Origin of the sequence: Pseudoalteromonas sp. SR45-6 (genome assembly GCF_014163545.1) — a bacterium.
Taxonomy (GTDB): domain Bacteria; phylum Pseudomonadota; class Gammaproteobacteria; order Enterobacterales; family Alteromonadaceae; genus Pseudoalteromonas; species Pseudoalteromonas rhizosphaerae.
The window spans coordinates 33,174-48,653 of sequence record NZ_JACJDM010000009.1; the positions used below are offsets into that span (position 1 = coordinate 33,174).

Consider the following 15,480-nt stretch of genomic DNA (forward strand, 5'->3'; position numbering starts at 1 on the left):
GAGAGTAAACATGTTTGATATAATGGAACAACACAGCGAAGAAGCTGTTATAAAAGTAATAGGCGTGGGCGGCGGCGGCGGTAACGCTGTTGAGCACATGGTTAAGCAACAAATTGAAGGCGTGCGTTTTATTGCCGCTAATACGGATGCTCAGGCATTACGTAACTCATCAGCAGATATTACAGTGCAACTAGGTACTCAGATCACGTCTGGGCTAGGTGCGGGTGCAAACCCTGATGTAGGTCGTAAATCAGCAGAAGAAGACGCCGATACTATTCGTGCCAGCCTTGAAGGTGCTGATATGGTATTTATCGCAGCGGGTATGGGCGGTGGTACTGGCACAGGGGCTGCGCCTGTGGTTGCCAAAATTGCTAAAGAGTTAGGTATTTTAACGGTTGCTGTAGTGACACGTCCGTTTGACTTTGAAGGCAAAAAGCGCGCAGCAGCGGCTGAACAAGGTATTAACGAATTGTCAGAAATTGTAGATTCACTTATTACAATTCCTAACAATAAATTGCTTAAAGTTTTAGGTAAAGGGACTACACTGTTAGACGCATTCGCTAAAGCAAATGATGTATTATTTGGTGCCGTGCAAGGTATTGCGGAACTAATTACTCGTTCTGGTTTGATTAACGTGGATTTCGCCGACGTACGTACAGTAATGTCAGCCATGGGTACTGCGATGATGGGCACAGCGTCTGCATCGGGTCCTGATCGTGCGCAAGAAGCTGCAGAGGCTGCAATCTCAAGCCCACTACTTGAAGACGTTGATTTAACTGGCGCGAAAGGCATCCTAGTTAACATCACTGCAGGTATGGATATCGCAATTGAAGAGTTTGAAATTGTTGGTAATCACGTTAAAGCATTAGCATCTGAAAATGCGACTGTGGTGGTTGGTGCGGTTATTGACCCTGAAATGACTGATGAACTACGTGTAACTGTAGTCGCTACAGGTTTAGGCGGCGATCGTCGTCCACAGTTTGGTATTGTCGATAACGGCTTTAAAAAAGCGTCAGGTTCTGATGTTAGCAGTTCAACAAACCAAACTAGCAGTATGTATGTACCAAGCTTTGCAAGCCAAGGTAGTGGCGATGAAATGACTGCTGCTCCAGCGATTGAAAAGCATGAATCGAGCAAGACAACGCAAAGCAATAGTGGTTTATCTAAAACTAATGATAGCGGTAAAAAGTCTGATAAATCAGAAGGTGGCGATTATTTCGACATCCCTGCATTTTTAAGAAAACAAGCAGATTAAGCAAAAAGGTAATTGTTTTTGTTTAAAAAGTGAACGAATTTGGCAGCTGGTCGTATATGTGATATAATCGGCGGTCTAACTGTAACTATAAGTGAGCGAAGCTATGATTAAACAGCGTACCATTGCAGAGATAGTCAAAGCCATAGGAATTGGACTTCACAAAGGTGAGAAGGTCACTATTACTCTCCGACCTGCGAGCGCAAATACTGGGATAGTATTTCGTCGTGTCGACCTTGATCCGGTTGTTGATTTTGAAACAACACCTGAAGCCGTTGGCGATACGCAATTATGTACCTGTTTAACTAACAAAGATGGCGTTCGCTTATCTACGACTGAGCACCTTATTGCTGCGGTAGCGGCAATGGGTATCGATAATTTGATCGTTGAATTAGATAGCTCAGAAGTACCAATAATGGATGGTAGTGCATTACCATTCATTTATTTGTTACAAAAAGGCGGCATTGCAGAGCAGAATGCGGCTAAGCGCTTTATTCGGATTAAAGAAAAAGTACGTATTGAAGAAGGTGATAAATGGGCCGAGATTGAACCATATGATGGTTTTCATATCGACTTTGAAATTGCTTTCGATCATCCGGCAATCAATGAAAGCCGCCAACGTATCGGTTTAGATATTACGGCACAAAGCTTTACAGAAGAAATCAGCCGTGCACGTACTTTTGGCTTTATGAAAGACATTGAATATATGCATGCTAATAACCTAGCTTTAGGTGGCAGCATGGATAACGCCGTGGTATTGGATGAGTTTAAAGTACTTAATCCTAACGGTCTGCGTTATAGCGATGAGTTTGTTAAGCATAAGATTCTAGACTGTGTTGGTGACATGTTTATGACAGGCCACAACATTTTAGGAAAAATTACAGCTTATAAATCAGGCCATGACCTTAACAATAAGTTACTTCGTAAAATTATGGCGACTGAGTCAGCATGGGAATGGGCAACATTTGATACCCCAGTATACATGCCAGCACCTGGTTTAGAAGTAGCCACAGCTTAATCGCAAACGCTTAAAACAGTTATAAAAAATGACGCTATCTAGCGTCATTTTTTTGTTTAAATATTGCGGTTTAGTTTTTTAATGTTATACCAATCGTGTTAAGTTACTGACCATTTATAGCGACAGATAAATGGAGTGATAACAAGGCGTAAATTTTGACATGTAGTTGTTCTACTTAAAAAAATTATAACGCAGTTAGCGCTTTATTTAGCTCGCTAGAATGGTTAAATATTTAAGTCGATTGGTATTAAGCCTTTTTACAATCCTAACAACTGTTGTAACTGTACCAGCTCAGTCACTTGGTATGTTGGTTCAATGCCTTCTGGCAGAACTGTGTTGGGATGCTGTAGCCAGCAGGTATCAATCCCGGCATTTTGGCCACCTAAGATATCACTGCTTGCGGTATCACCGACCATTAAGATCTGTTCTTTTGGTGGATTACCTAACAGTTCAAAAGTGTGATAAAAAATTTCTGCGGCTGGTTTTGCAATTCCCACTTGCTCAGAGATAACTAAACAATCAAACATCTCTTTTAATCCGGTATGCTCTAAGCGACGTGCTTGCAGCTGGGTAAAACCATTAGTGATAATGCCTAATTTAGCATGCGGTTTTAGTTTATTTAGCAGTTCAATAGCGCCAGGTAATGGTTCGCAGATCTCAGCCATGGCAGTTAAAAAATCATCATTAAGCTGTTGAGCTGGAACATTGAGCTTATTAGCCCACTCACTAAATCGAGTGACTTGTAGGTGAGTAGCGGAAATAGTATTGTTTTGATACTCAAGCCACAACGGTTTATTTGTTGCTTGATAATGACTGTGATCAGCGTCATTAAAATCTACGCCATAAACTGCAAACATTCTTTTTAAGCCTGCATAGGCATTAAAGCTAAATAAGGTTTCGTCGGCATCAAATAAAACATGGGTGTACTTCATTAAACTTCCTTAGAGTAAAGCGCGGGATGAAGAAAAGGCGCCATAGCGAGTGTCAGCGCTTGCGTATAGGTACTTTCGCGGGTGGCATGATGATTAGTTAATAAACCAATAGCACCGCCTTGCTGTTTGATATTGGTAGTATTAAATGCGTTATCCATTACATCGCCAAGTTCTTTGCCTTGCAATAACGCATTATACAGGCTTGGGGGTAAAGGAAGGTTACTACTACGACCGATAGCACGTTGTTGGTTATCAGCAACGACTACAAATGCAAAGGTAGCGGGGCCGTAGCTAAATTGCTCAGCACCACCTTCCATTGCAACATAAAAATCAGCTTGGTAATGCTGTTGGCAATACAAGACACGATTTTGTGCGCCTATTCGTGTTTCATCTTCACCTATTGGCTGATCAGGTACTTGTGAAGGTGCATCAACTCCTTGACAATCAATCGTCATATTAGGGTAATAGAGAGAGAAAATACTGCGGGCAGCATTTATTTTTACCGGATTTTTGGAACCGACGAGAATGCGTAATGGCTCTGTCATGCTGACATCTCCTTTTATGATGAAGTCAGCAGTTTACATAAGCTATATATTTCAGCAAGCGTATTTCTTAAATAGGCAAATCAACGGGGGCTAATTCGGCAAGCGCACGCTTTTTAAGGATAATATCTTTGATAAGTGGGGTTAATACTAACTCCATAGCGAGTCCCATTTTTCCACCAGGGACCACTAAGGTGTTGATCCTCGACATAAAGCTACCTTCGATCATACGTAGGTAATACGGAAAATCAACATCATCAATTCCTCTAAAACGAATAACTACAAAGCTTTCATCAAGGGACGGAATATCTTTTGCGCTAAATGGGTTTGAGGTGTCAACGGTTGGCACGCGCTGAAAGTTTATGTGAGTTCGTGAGAACTGTGGCGTAATGTGATTAATGTAATCATCCATACTGCGGACAATTGAGCCCATAACAGCTTCGCGAGAGTGACCACGTTCAGAGGTGTCGCGGATTAACTTTTGGATCCACTCAAGGTTAATGATAGGCACCATACCAATTAGTAAATCAACATGCTTAGCTACATCATGATCTTCATCGACAACACCGCCATGCAGTCCTTCGTAGAATAAAATATCGGTGCTACTTTCCAGTTCTTGCCACGGAGTAAAGGTACCTGGTAGTTGATTGTATGGCACGGCTTCGTCAAAGGTATGCAAATAACGACGTAATTTACCTGCTCCAGTATCGCCATAGGTGCTGAACAAACCTTCTAGGGCTGCAAAGTCATTAGCTTCACGACCAAAGTAACTAATGTGTTTACCTTCTTGCTGCGCTTCGCGAACTTTTTTATCCATCTCAGGACGAGTATAGCGATGAAAACTGTCGCCCTCTATAAATGCGGCCTCAATATTAAGACTACGAAATATATGCTTAATAGCACTTGTCGTGGTGGTAGTACCCGCACCAGATGAACCAGTGATCGCAATAATAGGATGTTTAGCTGACATAATTTTTCTCGTTTTAAGTAGCTCTGTAGTTATAAGGCGTAGTAAGGGGGTAGGTCAAGTGACATATCAATAACAGACTTGGGAATAACTATAAAATAGCGCTATTATAAGGGCGATAAAAATAATTAGAGAATGATATGAAATTGACTTTACCTTGGCTAAGTTTTGTTGCCACCCTTGCAGTTACCCCTAATAGCGTTTTAGCTGCGATGCCAAAAAGCGAAATTTTACTTGCTAAACTTAACACAGAATATGGGTTACAAGTAAGCCGTATCACTAATAATGATGTTTATAATAATCAGCCTTTACTTACCAAAGGTGGTATTTATTTTACCCAAGAAGTGCAAAGTGAAGGGCAAAGTCAAACAGATCTAGCTTTTTATGATTTTACCAATAAGCAAGTAACTAATTTAACAAATACTGCTGTGAGTGAATACTCGCCGACTTTAACACCTAATGGTAAGGCACTGTCAGCTATCGTAGTCGAGGCGGATGGTAAGCAAAAGTTATGGCAATATCCGTTTGACGATAATGTTAAACCAAGTCGTATTTTTGAGTGGATAGAGCCAGTTGGTTATCATGCCTGGGGCGCCAAAGATGATATGGTGATGTTTATTTTAGGCGAACCACATACTTTACAATATACTCAGGTTGCTGCAGCGAAGCCAAAAGTGGTTGCTGAGCATATTGGCCGTACGTTGACATTTAATCATGCATTAGCTGCCTATACATTTAGTTATAGCAAAGCGCAGCAGCACTGGTTAGCAAGTTATGATCCGCAAGAAAATACCGTCACTGACCTCTTTCGTTTACCGCAGACGGTACAAGATTACGCATTTAAAGACGCTAATACGGTCATTTATGCGGTCGATAATCGTGTTTACCAGCGCCAGCTAAATAGCCCTGAACAGGTCTCTCTATGGCTTGATTTAACGCCTTTCTGTGACACCAATATTACCCGTATTAGCTACTTAAATGATCAACTCGCTTTTGTATGCGTTAAATAACTATAATATAAAACTTTGCAGGTTCTTGGCTGTGCTGTAGTTTACAGCTAAGAGCTTAATGAAAATCAAGGATATCCATGTCAGCTAGTCCAGAGCAAATCAACGAGCAACTTATTGCATTAGAGTGCCGTAGTAATTTTAGAATTAAGAATATCACTGAATATATGTTACCTAAGTCCAAAGAAGCAATTTATCTGCATATAGAAAGTGGCCAAGCTAAGCTTGTGCTTCGTCCTGCACTGGAAGTCTTTAGTGATGATTTTAATAAAATAGCAGGCGTTAACCGCATTAGCGGTTTTTTTCATAGTAGTGAAATGACACGGTTTCCAACGCGTATTTTTAAAAGCACGAATCCAATCCATTATGGAATTGGTTTTAAAATGACCAGCGTTGAAGGAGCAAAAGAGTTTATTTCTCAGCTAGTAAAAATTATCAATGGATAAATAACGCTGTTGATAAAAAACGGCAAGCCAATGGCTTGCCGTACAAATTAACGTTTTAAGAAACTATTAACTGAAGCTAGTTCACGTTCTTTGAGTGCAATACAATTATTTACGCTTTCTTCAAGCTTGCTTAAGGTACGGGCATAACCTGGCTCATCAGCAATTTTGCTCATAAAGAAAGTTTGCGTTTTTGCTAAGCTGCTGGCGCTACAACCTGAGGTGGTAAAGTTAGGCAGGTTAGGTACGAAGAAAGGTGGCAAGTTTGCAACTACCTTATCGTAATTCGCGTATATCCATTCAATAAACAAAGCTTCACGGGCTTTCGTGTAAGCCTGTCCTGACATAATCGTACGCATGTCAGATGCAGTGACATCGTCAGTTAAGCTGTAATTTAATACCTTAGTTTGTAGCTCTGGCGTGCCAAAGTAACTCATAGCCGCTAGCATTTTTGTACGCACTTGCGGATCTTTGGTAGTTTTAAAGGTATTTATATACGCATCGAGTAGGTTTTTATCACCATGGAATGCGGCTAAGTTTAAGTAGATTGACGCAAGGTACGGATCAACTTTTTCTGGGTTATTTAAGTAAACACGGGCTTGTGCCTTGGCGGTATTGATCACACTTTGATCTTCACCATCAAAACCTAAACGTGCAACTACTTGAGTACGTAATTGCGAGATTGCAGCATCTTCATTTACTTTTGCAGTTAAACCATACTGTTTAGCTGCAGGCATGATGCTTTTACGAATAAATTCAGGCCACAGGTCTTGGTTGCTTTCATCTTCAAAGGTACGCTTTTGTGCGGCTAAATAACCCAAAGCGGTATTAGCAACGCGTGGGTGTTTGTCGCTTACAAAAACTTCTAGTGTTTGCATTAAATGTGCAGCAGAAATAACACCAGCATCTAGTAATGCATCAGCGGCAGACAATAACGCTAAACGTTCTCGTACTGTCAATGACTGCGCGGCGTTATCAATCAATGCAGCAAATTGTTTGTCATCCATCACCCAGCGGTAATAACCTAAAGCGCCTTGATCAGGATAAATCCACTCAGGTTCAAATTCAAGTTCAACAGTTTGATTGGCTTTAGTTAGTAATACATTGGCAGTTTTAACTTTATCGCCAGCACCGTATTTTATTGCAACTGGCACATTCCAAAGCTGTGCAGGAGCATCAACGCCCGCGTTAGTAAAGCGGCTTTGATTAATGGTAATCTTTTTACCTTGCTGAGTTACTTTGATCAGTGGGAATGAAGATTGTTCGATAAACGATTTTAAAACCGCTGCCACATCTTTATTTGATGCTTTACCAAGGGCTTGCCATAAGTCGGCTGCTTCGGCGTTTTTATACGAGAACTCTTTTAAATAAGCGCGAATACCCTGCTGGAAAGCCTCTTCGCCAATCCAGTTTTCAACCATAGCTAATACCGAGCTGCCTTTGCTATAAGCTAAGCCTAGGCCGTCCATAATATCGGCTTCGGTTTTGATTGGTTTACGAATTGGCTTAGTACTTAAACGAGCATCTAACGCCATAACGTTATTTTGCGGCAGGTCTAAATGTGATTCAAATTCAGGGTTAAGCTGGGCTGTGATTTTAGCAGCCATCCAGCTTGCAAACGCTTCATTTAGCCATAAGTCATTCCACCATTTCATGGTTACTAAGTTACCGTACCACTGGTGAGCAAGTTCATGAGCGATGATAGATACATTGCGTTGTTTTTTATTGCGAGTCGCTGTAGCCAAATCAAGCAGCAAAATATCTTCACGGTAGGTAACTAAGCCTGCGTTTTCCATGGCACCGAATGGAAACTCAGGAACAGCGACTGAATCTAGTTTTTTATAAACATAAGGAATACCAAAGTAGCCTTCAAGCGCGACCAATACTTTTGGCATTGCTTGCTCGGCATATTCACCTAAGTGAATTTTACCTTGTGGCGTGATCACACGGCCTGGAATTGGCATGCCTTTGACTTCACGCTCCTCAAATGGACCGACAGCCATAGCCACTAAGTATGAAGGAATTGGCGGTGTTTTATCAAAAAAGTGAGTGGTCATATCGCCATTAACGGTCGTTTTTAACTCAGGTGTATTGGCATACACTTTTTGAGAGCTAGGTGCTGTAATCGTTAATTGGAATGGAATTTTATAACTTGGTTCATCAAATACAGGGAATGCGCGGCGGGCATCGCTCATTTCAAATTGGGTAAATAAATACGGCACACCCTGATCTAAGGTTTTATACAGGCCAACACTTTGGCGATTATAGGGGGCAGTGAAGTCGACTTTAAGCGTGTATTTACCTGGTTGAATTTGCTCATCGCAGCTAAATTTTACTTTACCTGTTTTTAGCATTTCAGCACTTAAGTCACAGTTTTCTGCCCCAAGCAGTTTGGCCATTTGGGTTGCGTAAGCAACACCATTAAGCTCGATATAGTTAGTTGGCTTAAGTACTTCAAGGGCGATTTCGGTCATGCCGCTAAAGGTTTCTTGAGCTGGATCAAGCGTTAAAGATACGTGTTGAGAACTTGGTTTTGCGAGCTTTTCTAGGACAAACTCATTAGCATGAGCTGAACTTACTGCAATGGCCACACTGAGTGTGAGTAGGCTTTTAATAAACATAGATATCCCTGATATTTTCTTGTTAGAGTTTTGTGCACAGTTATCCTAACAGTTTTTAAGCAGTGAGTAATGAGCTAGTTGGTAACAAAGTTTGTCAAATGGTGTGGCGCTGATTAAAGCGGTGCCAATCAATGTGCTGGTTGATCACGCGTATTTGTTGGCAGATCTGATTAAGGGTGATTACATCGCTAAATTCAGTCAATTCATATTCATTAAAACCCAGCAGATAATTAAAAGCATCTTTATTGCCTGCTTGAATTGCATAAATGCGGATTTGCTGCTCAAAATTGAGCCTGAGACTGCTGACAGCGGTTTTCATACCAAGTTGATCGATATTGGGAATATCACACTTTTGTAAGTAGCCGGCACGCTCTCCTTCACCAGAGAACCAAATGCGAACTTTCTCGCTATAGCGACCTGATTTAGCTGGTAAGTCAAACAATAGGCGATTGTGTCCTTGTTGTTTAACTGCTGCGATATACTCGTTTAAGCCAGCATCAAAAAGTGCTTGATGGATAGGCACAATACGGGCTTTTATCTTGCCGTGGGTATGGAAATGAAAACAAAGGATCTGTTGATGTTCAACAATATCGCACAGTTGTAAGTGGCCAATTTCATCACTGTAAGCTCCACTGTAATAAGCGATTAAAGGGAGCCAAAAATGCCAGTGTTTCGGCTGTTCGCGAGGTAAGCGTTGATCACCATATATATAGCCATGGTAAAGCGTATGTAATTCCATAGCGGAAAAAGGGCGGCGACCAAGATGGGACTTCAACGTAATACCCTGAAAGTAAAGATTTGCGCTAGTTTATAGCAAATAAACCAGCGCAGTAAAGCAATGTTAAATAATGCTTATTCGCTTAGTGCGCGTGCTAATCCAACCGGCTCGATTTCAACACATACTTGGTCGTCATTCCAGTTTAGGCCAACCAGTGCGTCATCTTCTTTTAGATCTTCAACCCAGTCATCTAAAAATTCATCCAAGGTGATTTGCAGTGGGCTGTAATCGGCCCATTCTTCTTTACACTGGGCTTTTGCTGTTGCTTCACTTTCCCACAATAGTAGTACATCGGTGTTTTCAAATTGGTTAGAGTCACAAACCACAAAACCGCCATCTTCAGCACCTAGCGCCCAGATTTGTTCACTTTGACGTACTTTTTCAACAAAACTAACTAGTTCTGATTCAATTTCGATATCACTCATGTGTTTACCCTTAAATGTTAATTACGTGGATCGGTTTGCTGCACTGCCTGTTGCTGAGCAAATGAATAATAGAACTTCATTAACTCGGTATGTGCCGTTAGATCCGTTAACTCGCGGAAGCAAATCCAATCAAGTAAGCAGTATAAACTGATGCACAGGTATTCACAGCTTTTAAATCCTGCATCTGCAAAATGGTTATTTAAATAGCTTAATGTTTCAGCAATGCGTTCATTTTGTAGATTAAAAAATAATTTATCATCTTGCGTATCGAATCCTGAACGCTGACAAAGTAATAGCTCAACCAGCGAATCATTGCATGCATTAATGATTGTTAGTAGGTGCTCTTGTTGCCAATTCAGACGAGTTTGACTGTGTTGTTCGAGCAAAAAGCGGATGATGTTATTTGAATCAGCCAAGGTTTGCTGCTTAGTGATTAGTACTGGAATTTTTCGGGCTGGATTATTTTGTATCATTAGCTGACGATCAGTGTCTGAAAAAATATCTAAGTTGATAAACTCAAGACTGCATTGATTTAACAGTGCCCAAATACGAATGCGGCGTACAAATGGCGAAGTTGTTGAGCCTAATAGTTGCATGTGCTTTCCTTAGGATAAAAAGAAAGCCGCAGAGGCGGCTTTCTTTTAGGTTAGTAATAAAACCAACGTTATTCTGTACGACTAGTCACTTCAAGTAAGTGGTAGCCAAACTGAGTTTGCACAGGACCTTGTACTTGATTAATCGGTGCTGAAAAAACCACTTTATCAAATTCAGGAACCATCATACCAGGACCAAACTCACCTAATGCACCGCCATCCTGACCTGAAGGGCAGTTTGAATGTGCCTTAGCTAACTCAGCAAAATCTTCGCCTTGTTCAATCTTGGTTTTTAAATCTAAGCACTGCGCTTCGCTGTCTACTAATATGTGTCTTGCACTTGCCACTGTCATAAAATCTCCCGTTTCAAGGTGGTGTTTTTTCAATCAAATCTTACGTTATTCTAGTTCAATAATAACTACTTGTACCAGTATAAAATTAAATATCTGAAATTGCTTGTTCTATTGCTTTAACTAACTTGTCTGAATCTGGCTTGGTTTTGCTATTAAAACGTTCAACCTGTTTGCGATCTGCAGATACAAGGTATTTATAAAAGTTCCAATTTGGCGAACTCGTTTGGGCATTTAAATGCTTGAATATAGCATTGGCATCACTACCTCTGACTTCGCTGGTGGCAAACATCGGGAAGGTCACACCGTAATTTACAAAACAGACTTTAGCTGTGGCTTTTTCGTCATCTTCTTCTTGGAAAAAATCATCAGAAGGAAATCCCAGTATCACTAAACCTTGATCTTGGTATTTTTGATATAGCGCTTCAAGACCTTCAAACTGTGGCGTAAAACCGCAGTTGCTTGCCGTGTTGACGATCAATAAGGGTTTATTCTTGAATTGACATAAATTAATACTCTCTTTTGAGCGAAGTTTGCGCATAGTAACATTAGTGAAATCATCACATGACGTATCCTCAACCTGCTGTTGGCTTGTTTGCTCTGGCTGTGCATAAACACTACAACTGAGTATTGCGCAGCATAATAATAATTTTTTAAACATACCGATTCCTTAACTTGTTGTGGCTGATCACCCTGGATGGTAGTCTACCGTTTATTTTGCAGTAGTGTGACTTTAACTCATACGTTACTATGCAATGAAGTGATCAACAACCGCTAAAAACAAAATGACAATACGATTAGCAAATAGTAATGATTTAGCCGCCATAGTTGCAATTTATAATGAAACAATAGCAAGTAGAATGGTTACAGCCGACACTGAACAAGTAAGCATAGCAGACAAGCAAAGTTGGTTTAATAGCCATACCGAGCAGCGGCCTATTTACGTTTATGAGCAAGACTCGAAGGTGATAGCTTGGCTTAGTTATAAATCTTTTTATGGTCGTCCAGCCTATGATGGAACGGTAGAAATCAGTATCTATATTACCGCATTTGCACAAGGCCAAGGGCTTGGCAAACGCTTACTTACTTTTGCCCAAGAGCAAGCTAAGCCATTAAATATTAAAGTGCTACTAGCATTTATATTTAGTCATAATATACCGAGTATTAAATTGTTCGAGCGCTTTGGTTATCAACAATGGGGAAAGTTACCTAATGTGGCTATTATGGACGACAATCACTACAGCTTAACTATCTTAGGTAAGCATTTAGGGTAGATATACGACTAAAAATAATCCTTTAGATGGTGTTAATGCAGAAAACTTAGACTACGCTTTTATCATGTTAAGTTGATGAAAAGCGGAGTCAAAGCTGTGCGGAAAATATTGATCGTTGATAGCAATAGTATTTTAGCGATGCGGATAAAAGTATTGCTTGAATTGATTGGCTGTGAAGTTGAATTGATCCACTTTTCAATGCTACAGGAATGTACTGCGTTTAGTTCTTATGATTTAGTGACTATTGCACATGGTGTTCCAGTGGCTACCGCAAGTTTTTTAGTAACACAGGTCAGTCAAGAGCGCTTTTTACTGCTTGCACCTAAAGTTGAAAACAGCGAACAACTATCTTTATTTAGTGAGCTTAATCGACTGGCGCCAAATGCTCTGGTGATTTATCCCTTCTTCGCGAATAAAGAGATCAGCACCTTATTAGAGAGTGTGTTAGAGCTTGGCTCCGATAGTGTTTTAGTATTACCAACGGTATTGTTGGTTGACCATATTCCGCAGCGGCTTGAAAAAATAGCAAATAGTCTATTAGGTGCTCATATTAAAACGATTACAGCTAATAGCATTAGCTCTGCGATTAGCCAAACACAAGGACATGAAATTGATCTGCTATTGAGCGATTTTAGCTTGCCTGATGGATCTGGTTTAGAAGTATTTGCCGCCCTCAAAGTATTATATCCGCAATGTCGTTGTTTACTATTTACCTCAAAACCAAATCAAGTGTCGATGATTGAAGCTATTCGCCAAGGGGTGGAAGACGTACTAGTTAAACCAATTAATGAAAATATGTTACTGCAATCGGTGCATAAACTTTGGCAAACGGAGTTATTAAAACGTCATAACACTGAATTAGTTGAACGCCTACAAGATACCGTTGATGCACTTATTGAAAAAGATAGCTTGTTACGTGTCATTTATAAGCACACACCTGATGCGATTATGTTATTTGAGCGCAATGGTGAAGTGATTGAAGCAAACGATGCTTGCTCTAAACTATTTCGGTTATCGGCAAAAGCACTGAAAAGCAGCTCAGTATTTACTTTATTGGATGCAACGTCTGTTGAGCAAATCAAAGAAAAAATAGCGACGTTAAATAAAAATCGTCAATTTAGTTGTGACGTGTATCTGCCAATGGAAGGCGAAGATGCCATTCCATTAGTTGGTTCATTCAATGAGATAGATCATCATGGTGATATTGCACTTGCGGTTATTTTTAAAAACGTTACTCACCTTAAGCTCAAAGAGGAGCTATTACTCGAAGCAAAAGATATGCTTGAAGAGCAAGTACGTGCCCGAACATCACAGCTTGAAGACGCTAAAAATATCGCTGAGGCAGCAAATCACAGTAAATCAGAGTTTCTTGCTAACATGTCCCATGAATTACGCACTCCAATGCATTCAATATTAAGTTTTGCCCGCTTTGGTTTAGATAAACTCGGCAGAGATGATATTTCAGTTGAAAAGCTACAGAAATATTTATCTCGTATTGAGTGTAGTGGCGAGCGGCTGCTCTCATTACTTAATAATTTACTCGACTTATCTAAACTCGATGTTGGTAAATTCCCTTTTAATCCTCACCCACACAATCTTAATAATATTATTAAAACCAGTATTGATGATGTGTCAGGTACTGCTATGGAAAAAGATATTGAAGTGAAGTACTTACCACAAAAACCGCCTCTTATAATTGACTGTGATGAAGAGCAAGTAAATCAATTATTACGCAATATCCTCGGCAATGCGTTGAAGTTTAGTGATCCGCATAGCTGTATTGAAGTCGTTTTAATTAAGCAGCAAGAGCAGGCAATTATTGAAGTGATTGATAGTGGTATAGGGATCCCCGATGATGAGCTTGAACATGTGTTCTCAAAATTTGTACAAAGTAGTAAAACCAATAATGGTGCTGGCGGAACGGGGCTTGGCTTAGCTCTGTGTCGTGAATTTGTATCATTACATAAAGGTGTTATTTCTGCTCATAACAACAGCTCAGGAGGCACGACGATTCGTATAGCTCTGCCATTAGAAATAAAAATTTCTGCTACTCAATAAGAAATTACTTAGCTTGACTGGTAAGAGTTTTTTTTATGACTAAACTATTAATATGAATTATGAAATGGATGATAATTATGCCTTTAACGAGAATATTAGCTGTTGATGACGAGCCTTTTAATTTAGAAATTATAGAAGAGATATTGTTGGATCTTGATTTTGAATTAAAGATGGTTAGCAGTGGTCCTGAGTGCCTCAGCACAGTGGAAGAGTTTGCGCCGCAAGTAATCTTACTCGACGTGAGTATGCCACAAATGAATGGTTATGAAGTATGTAGAAAACTAAAGGCCAATCCCAGAACTGCAAATATTATCGTGATGTTCGTATCAGCCAGAGGCACTGTCGAAGAGCGGATGGAAGGGTATGCAGTCGGTGCAGAAGATTATATTGTTAAGCCATTTGGACAGGACGAACTTAAATCGAAACTGAAAATTCTTAACCAAGTACTGATTGAAAAAGAATCGTTAGAACAGCAAGTTGAAGAAGCCACATCCACTGCATTTAATGCCATGGCTAACAGTAGTGAAATGGGGCAAATAGTTAATTATATTGAGAGCATTGGTATGATTAACAATACTAAAGCGCTGGGTGAAGCCTTAGTTCATTGTTTAAGATCGTTTGATTTACAAAGTAATGTTGAGTTTAGAGCTAATATTGATGCTCCTGACCACTTTGCCCTAAATGGAACGTGTTCGCCGATTGTAATTGAATTGTTTGATATGCTCAAAAATAAGGGGCGGCTACATGAATTTTCCCATCGTATCTTAGTTAATTATGAATTAATTAGTTTATTGATTTTAAATATGCCAGATCACGATCCTGATAAGCATGGCCGGATCCGAGATCATGTGTGCTTTATTGTCAGTGTCACGGAGCAACAGCTACGCGCAATCATGACCCGTGAAGCTTTACAGTCGCAGCAAACAAAGCTAAATGATGCAATTACTATGGTTAATAGCAAGTTTCATGGCTTAATTGAGCTGTTAAATGAAAACCGTCAGAGTAATGAAGCGGTGTTCAAGCGTTTACAAGAAGAGTTAGAAGAGCGGATCCCATCAATGGGGCTAGACGAAGATCAAGAAGTGTTTATTTATCAGAAGGTAGATCAAGCAATTCAAAAATCAGTTGCCCGTGAAGAGTCTGTACAGGGGGTGAAAGCAGCTTTTCATGAAATTGAGCAAGACCTGTCTATCTTATTGAAAAAGTAACAGTAAATAATC

16 protein-coding genes are annotated in these 15,480 nt (G+C 40.1%); 7 read left to right on the top strand and 9 right to left on the bottom strand.

Annotated features, from left to right (window positions below; all coding sequences use genetic code 11):
- Nucleotides 1–10 precede the first annotated feature (10 nt).
- Both ftsZ and lpxC read left to right on the top strand, forming a co-directional pair.
- The gene (gene ftsZ / locus H5158_RS06435) at nucleotides 11–1,255 is read left to right on the top strand and encodes a cell division protein FtsZ (RefSeq protein WP_149980617.1); all 1,245 of its coding nucleotides are present in this window, start codon (nucleotides 11–13) and stop codon (nucleotides 1,253–1,255) included.
- Nucleotides 1,256–1,358: 103 nt separating this feature from the next.
- On the top strand, nucleotides 1,359–2,270 hold the full coding sequence (gene lpxC, locus H5158_RS06440; RefSeq protein ID WP_182718054.1) for a UDP-3-O-acyl-N-acetylglucosamine deacetylase: 912 nt from the start codon (nucleotides 1,359–1,361) through the stop codon (nucleotides 2,268–2,270).
- 257 nt (nucleotides 2,271–2,527) lie between these two features.
- Here lpxC and yjjG read toward each other — a convergent pair whose 3' ends face one another.
- The 3 genes from yjjG to H5158_RS06455 form a co-directional block, all read right to left on the bottom strand.
- The gene (yjjG, locus tag H5158_RS06445) at nucleotides 2,528–3,202 is read right to left on the bottom strand and encodes a pyrimidine 5'-nucleotidase (protein ID WP_182739692.1); all 675 of its coding nucleotides are present in this window, start codon (nucleotides 3,200–3,202) and stop codon (nucleotides 2,528–2,530) included.
- Complete coding sequence (gene yjjX, locus H5158_RS06450) at nucleotides 3,202–3,747, bottom strand: inosine/xanthosine triphosphatase (RefSeq protein ID WP_145236907.1); 546 nt, start codon at nucleotides 3,745–3,747, stop codon at nucleotides 3,202–3,204. The genes yjjG and yjjX overlap by 1 nt, the downstream gene beginning before the upstream one ends.
- A 67-nt stretch (nucleotides 3,748–3,814) precedes the next feature.
- Nucleotides 3,815–4,714, bottom strand: coding sequence for a phosphoribulokinase (locus H5158_RS06455; RefSeq protein WP_145236910.1), 900 nt, complete (start codon nucleotides 4,712–4,714; stop codon nucleotides 3,815–3,817).
- 137 nt (nucleotides 4,715–4,851) lie between these two features.
- On the opposite strand from H5158_RS06455, the gene H5158_RS06460 reads away from it, so the two are divergent.
- A complete protein-coding gene (locus tag H5158_RS06460) occupies nucleotides 4,852–5,721 on the top strand; it encodes a hypothetical protein (protein ID WP_182739693.1) in 870 nt (289 codons plus the stop codon).
- 77 nt (nucleotides 5,722–5,798) lie between these two features.
- Complete coding sequence (locus H5158_RS06465) at nucleotides 5,799–6,164, top strand: hypothetical protein (RefSeq protein WP_182739694.1); 366 nt, start codon at nucleotides 5,799–5,801, stop codon at nucleotides 6,162–6,164.
- Nucleotides 6,165–6,211: 47 nt separating this feature from the next.
- Here H5158_RS06465 and H5158_RS06470 read toward each other — a convergent pair whose 3' ends face one another.
- The 6 genes from H5158_RS06470 to H5158_RS06495 form a co-directional block, all read right to left on the bottom strand.
- A complete protein-coding gene (locus tag H5158_RS06470) occupies nucleotides 6,212–8,782 on the bottom strand; it encodes a M1 family metallopeptidase (RefSeq protein ID WP_182739695.1) in 2,571 nt (856 codons plus the stop codon).
- Nucleotides 8,783–8,876: 94 nt separating this feature from the next.
- Nucleotides 8,877–9,557 (bottom strand): hypothetical protein, encoded by a 681-nt coding sequence (locus H5158_RS06475; RefSeq protein ID WP_145236922.1) that lies wholly within the window; start codon nucleotides 9,555–9,557, stop codon nucleotides 8,877–8,879.
- 77 nt (nucleotides 9,558–9,634) lie between these two features.
- Entirely contained in the window at nucleotides 9,635–9,985 is a 351-nt protein-coding gene (locus tag H5158_RS06480) for a DUF2750 domain-containing protein (protein WP_145236925.1), read from the bottom strand.
- A gap of 17 nt (nucleotides 9,986–10,002) precedes the next feature.
- Nucleotides 10,003–10,581 carry a glutathione S-transferase family protein gene (locus H5158_RS06485; RefSeq protein ID WP_182718058.1) on the bottom strand — a complete coding sequence of 193 codons (579 nt, stop codon included), beginning with the start codon at nucleotides 10,579–10,581 and terminating at the stop codon, nucleotides 10,003–10,005.
- Between the two features lie 68 nt (nucleotides 10,582–10,649).
- Nucleotides 10,650–10,931 (bottom strand): peptidylprolyl isomerase, encoded by a 282-nt coding sequence (locus H5158_RS06490; protein ID WP_145236931.1) that lies wholly within the window; start codon nucleotides 10,929–10,931, stop codon nucleotides 10,650–10,652.
- Nucleotides 10,932–11,016: 85 nt separating this feature from the next.
- Nucleotides 11,017–11,589: a glutathione peroxidase gene (locus H5158_RS06495; RefSeq protein ID WP_145236935.1), complete on the bottom strand. Its 573-nt coding sequence runs from the start codon at nucleotides 11,587–11,589 to the stop codon at nucleotides 11,017–11,019.
- Nucleotides 11,590–11,713: 124 nt separating this feature from the next.
- Between H5158_RS06495 and H5158_RS06500 the strand changes: the two genes are divergently transcribed.
- The 3 genes from H5158_RS06500 (at nucleotide 11,714) to H5158_RS06510 (ending at nucleotide 15,468) form a co-directional block, all read left to right on the top strand.
- Nucleotides 11,714–12,202, top strand: a complete 489-nt coding sequence (locus tag H5158_RS06500; RefSeq protein WP_149980625.1) for a GNAT family N-acetyltransferase — start codon at nucleotides 11,714–11,716, stop codon at nucleotides 12,200–12,202.
- 75 nt (nucleotides 12,203–12,277) lie between these two features.
- Nucleotides 12,278–14,260, top strand: coding sequence for an ATP-binding protein (locus tag H5158_RS06505; RefSeq protein ID WP_182739696.1), 1,983 nt, complete (start codon nucleotides 12,278–12,280; stop codon nucleotides 14,258–14,260).
- A 77-nt stretch (nucleotides 14,261–14,337) separates the two neighbouring features.
- Nucleotides 14,338–15,468, top strand: coding sequence for a PleD family two-component system response regulator (locus tag H5158_RS06510; RefSeq protein WP_145236944.1), 1,131 nt, complete (start codon nucleotides 14,338–14,340; stop codon nucleotides 15,466–15,468).
- Nucleotides 15,469–15,480: the final 12 nt, after the last annotated feature.